The 3,545-nt window shown below is 69.4% G+C and carries 4 protein-coding genes; 2 read left to right on the top strand and 2 right to left on the bottom strand.

The window, feature by feature from the left end; all coding sequences use genetic code 11:
* The coding region (locus tag JMF90_RS29195) for a ParB-like protein (protein ID WP_305790762.1) at positions 1-307 on the top strand (307 nt) is incomplete at its 5' end.
* Positions 308-330: 23 nt separating this feature from the next.
* A complete protein-coding gene (locus JMF90_RS29190; protein WP_201316874.1) occupies positions 331-2,061 on the top strand; it encodes a SulP family inorganic anion transporter in 1,731 nt (576 codons plus the stop codon).
* A gap of 17 nt (positions 2,062-2,078) precedes the next feature.
* Here JMF90_RS29190 and JMF90_RS29185 read toward each other — a convergent pair whose 3' ends face one another.
* The gene (locus tag JMF90_RS29185; protein WP_077178440.1) at positions 2,079-3,017 is read right to left on the bottom strand and encodes a carbohydrate kinase; all 939 of its coding nucleotides are present in this window, start codon (positions 3,015-3,017) and stop codon (positions 2,079-2,081) included.
* 133 nt (positions 3,018-3,150) lie between these two features.
* Positions 3,151-3,545: substrate-binding domain-containing protein (locus JMF90_RS29180; RefSeq protein ID WP_201325762.1), on the bottom strand; the 395-nt coding region annotated here is incomplete at its 5' end.

Here is a 3,545-nt window from a genome sequence, read left to right as displayed (position 1 = left end):
GTGGGTGCATCCGTTCGGCCCGGACGGCTCGCGGCGCGACTATGCGCATTTGCCGAAGGTGCTGACGGGGCTCGAGGACGATCCGTACCGCAGCCTCGCCGGCGAACTGCGCACGGCGGGCGGCTACGCGAAGGACGCGACGCCGTTCAGCGAATTCCTGTGGGCCGACTATCTGCGCCAGCACGTGTCGCTCGACCAGATCCGCAAGAACTTCGCGAAGGCGCTCGATATCGCGCTGCAGCGCGCGCACGAGCAGGATGCGCGCTATCTGCCCGGCTGGTCGGGCGTGATTGCCGTGAAGCCCTGACCGGCTCACGGCTCCGCCGTCTCATGACGACCGCTCCGATTCGCCCCGACGCCGGCCCGCAGCATCCCGACCATTTCGTCGCGCTCGACACGCCGCCCGCGCCGCGCCCGCGGCGCGTCAGCCTCGATGCGCTGGCCGGCCTGTCGATTGCCGGCCTGCTGATTCCCGAGGCGGTCGCGTATGCGGGGCTGGCCAACCTGCCGCCGCAGGCCGGCCTGATCGCGCTGCTGTCAGGGCTCGTCGTCTATGCGTTGACCGGCAGCAGCCGCTTCGCGATCGTATCGTCGACGTCATCGTCGGCCGCGGTGCTCGCGGCGACCGTGCTCGCCGAATCGGGGATGGCGCTGGCCGCGCAGCTCGCGCTCGCGGCGGCGCTCGTCGCGACGACCGGCGTGCTGTTCATCCTGGCCGGTGTCGCGCGGCTCGGCGGCATGTCGGATTTCGTCGCGCGGCCCGTGCTGCGCGGCTTCACGTTCGGTCTCGCGCTGACGATCGTCATCAAGCAGTTGCCGAAGATTCTCGCGATTTCCGTACAGCACAGCGATGCGCCGCACGTCGCGCTCGACCTGCTCGCCGGTGCGCCGCACGCGAATCTCGCGAGCGTCGTGGTCGGTGCGACGGCACTTGCGCTGTTGTTCGTGCTCGGCCGCGGCGCGCGCGTGCCCGCGACGCTCATCGTGATCGTGCTGTCGATCGCGGCGGGTTACGTGGTCGACTGGCAGCGGTACGGAATCGCGATCGTCGGCCATATCGATTTCCGGCACCTCGAATTCGGCTTGCCGCATCTCGACCGCAATGCGTGGATGCAGACGGTCGAGCTCGCATTTGCGCTGATGCTGATCCTGTATGCGGAGTCGTACGGTTCGATCCGCAACTTCGCGCTGAAGCATGGCGATACCGTGTCGCCGAACCGCGACCTCGTCGCGCTCGGCTGCGCGAACCTCGTGTCGGGGCTGCTGCACGGGATGCCGGTCGGCGCCGGCTATTCGGCGACGTCGGCGAACGAGGCGGCCGGTGCGCAGTCGCGTTTGGCGGGGATGTGGGCGGCCGGCGTGGTCGCGCTGATCGTCTGGCTGCTGCTGCCGCAACTCGCGCGTACGCCCGAGCCCGTGCTCGCGGCCATCGTGATCTTCGCGGTCAGCCATTCGCTGCATCCGTCCGTGTTCCGGCCGTACTGGGCTTGGCATCGCGACCGGCTCGTCGTGATCGCGGCGCTGCTCGCGGTGCTCGTGCTAGGCGTGCTGCACGGCCTGCTCGCGGCGATCGGCGTGAGCCTGCTGCTGACGCTGCGCAAGCTGTCCGAGCCGAACGTCAGCGTGCTCGGCCGGTTGCGCGACAGCCACGATTTCGTCGACGTCGCGAGTCACGCCGATGCGAAACCGGTGCCCGGCGTGCTGATCGTGCGGCCCGAGGCGCAGCTGTTCTTCGCGAATGCGGACCGGATGCTCAATCGCGTGCGGGCGCTGATGAAGGCCGCGCCGGACACCCATATCGTGATGGTGAGTCTCGAGGAAACGCCGGACGTCGACGGCACGACGATCGAATCGTTGCGCACGTTCGCGGCCGAATGCGCGGCGCGCGGGCTGCGGCTCGCGCTCGTCCGGCTCAAGACGCACGCGCTGCATGCGCTGCGCCGTGCGGCGGACGATACGTTGCACGACGACGCGATGTCGGAGCTCAGCGTCGACGAGAGCCTGCAACTGCTGCAGGCCGGAAAACCGCCGGACGGCGGCGACGGCACGCGCCCTGTGTGACGGTGCGTCCGCGCCGTCTATTGCGAAAGCGCGGCGTTGGCGGTGGTGCGTTCGATCATGTCGGCCACTTCCGCAGCCGTCGGCGCATAGGCGCCTGCATGTTCACAAGCGACGGCCGCGCACGCGGCCGCGTAGCGCAGATGCTCGGCGGCCGATGCCTCGGGGCGGGCGAGCTGGCTCGCGAGCCAGCCGCCGATGCTCGCATCGCCGCAGCCGACCGTGTCGGCCACCTCGGCCGGGAGCGCCGGCTGGAACAGCACGGTATCGCGATGCAGCAGCTGCATGCCGGCCGCGCCGCGCGTGACGAGCATCGTCGCGTCGGGCGCCCATGCACGCAACTGCGCGAGTGCGGCCGCTTCGTCGAGTTCGGGAAACAGCCCGCGCAGATCCTCGTCGGATACCTTGATCCAGTCGGCGAGCGCGGTCAGCCGGCGCAGCGTGTCGCGATACGACGGCGCGGCCATCGGCGCACGGAAGTTCGGATCGAACGAGATCCGCTTGCCGGCCGCCCGTGCGGCCTGCGCGAGTTCGATCAGGCGCGACGCGAGCGGCTCGCGCACGACGCCGAGCGAGCCGACGTGCACGATGTCGGCCGCGTCGAACGCGCCGACCGGCAAATCGGCCGGATCGAACGCGAGATCGGCGCTGTTTTCGCCGATGAAGAAATAGTGGGGCGGCTGCTTCGAGACGACCATCGCGAGCAGCGGTGCGCGGTCGACTTGCCGGATGAAACGCATGTCGAGCCCCGCGTCGGCGCTCTTGCGCATCAGCTCGTCGCCGAAGGTGTCGCGGCTGACCGTGCCGGCGAAGGCCGTCGGCACGCCGAGTCGCGCGCCGACGCGCGCGACGTTCCAGCACGAGCCGCCGGCGACGCTGTGCCAGTGCTGCGCGTCGTCGCGGATGAAATCGGTCAGCGCTTCGCCGAACACGATCAGGCGGGGAAACGTCGTCGTCATGTGGAAACCTTGCGCCGCGGCATCGCGCGCGGCCGTACAGCGGTTGATCTGAATCTGAACAGCCGGGCGGTGCGGGGCGTCGCGCGTGGCGGCGCGGCCCGGCACTGCCCGGCCTCGCGGGCGATCGGCGTGATCAGCGCGGGGAGCTCCAGCCCTTGTAGGTCTTCACGTTGTCGCGCGTGATCAGCGTCGGCTCGATCAGGATCATCGGATTGGCCGGCTTCTGGCCGTTCATGATCCCGTAGCCGACGTTGACGGCTTGCTGCGCCATCGCCCACGGGTCCTGGCTCGACGACGCCTGCACGAGCGTGTTCGACTTGAGTGCGACCTCGATGTCGGGCGCGCCGTCGACCGACGTGATCACGATGTTCGGGCGGTTCAGCTGTTTCGCCGCGAGATCGCTGCCGATCGCCTGCGGGTCGTTGATCGTGAACACGCCGTCGAGCTTCGGAAAGCGCGTCAGGTAGCCCTGCATCGCGTTCATCCCGCCTTCGCGGGAGCCCTTGCCGTCCTGGTCGCTCGACAGCA

This window comes from Burkholderia sp. E168m23 (genome assembly GCF_016586125.1).
In the GTDB taxonomy this organism is placed as follows: Bacteria; Pseudomonadota; Gammaproteobacteria; order Burkholderiales; family Burkholderiaceae; genus Burkholderia; species Burkholderia orbicola.
The sequence above is the reverse complement of the archived record's forward strand: the minus strand, read 5'-3'. Positions and strand labels throughout refer to the sequence as shown.

Excerpts from the sequence above, each read along its gene's own strand:
- JMF90_RS29190 (WP_201316874.1), top strand. The coding sequence starts at position 331 with ATGACGACCGCTCCGATTCGCCCCGACGCCGGCCCGCAGCATCCCGAC.
- JMF90_RS29185 (WP_077178440.1), bottom strand. The coding sequence starts at position 3,017 with ATGACGACGACGTTTCCCCGCCTGATCGTGTTCGGCGAAGCGCTGACC.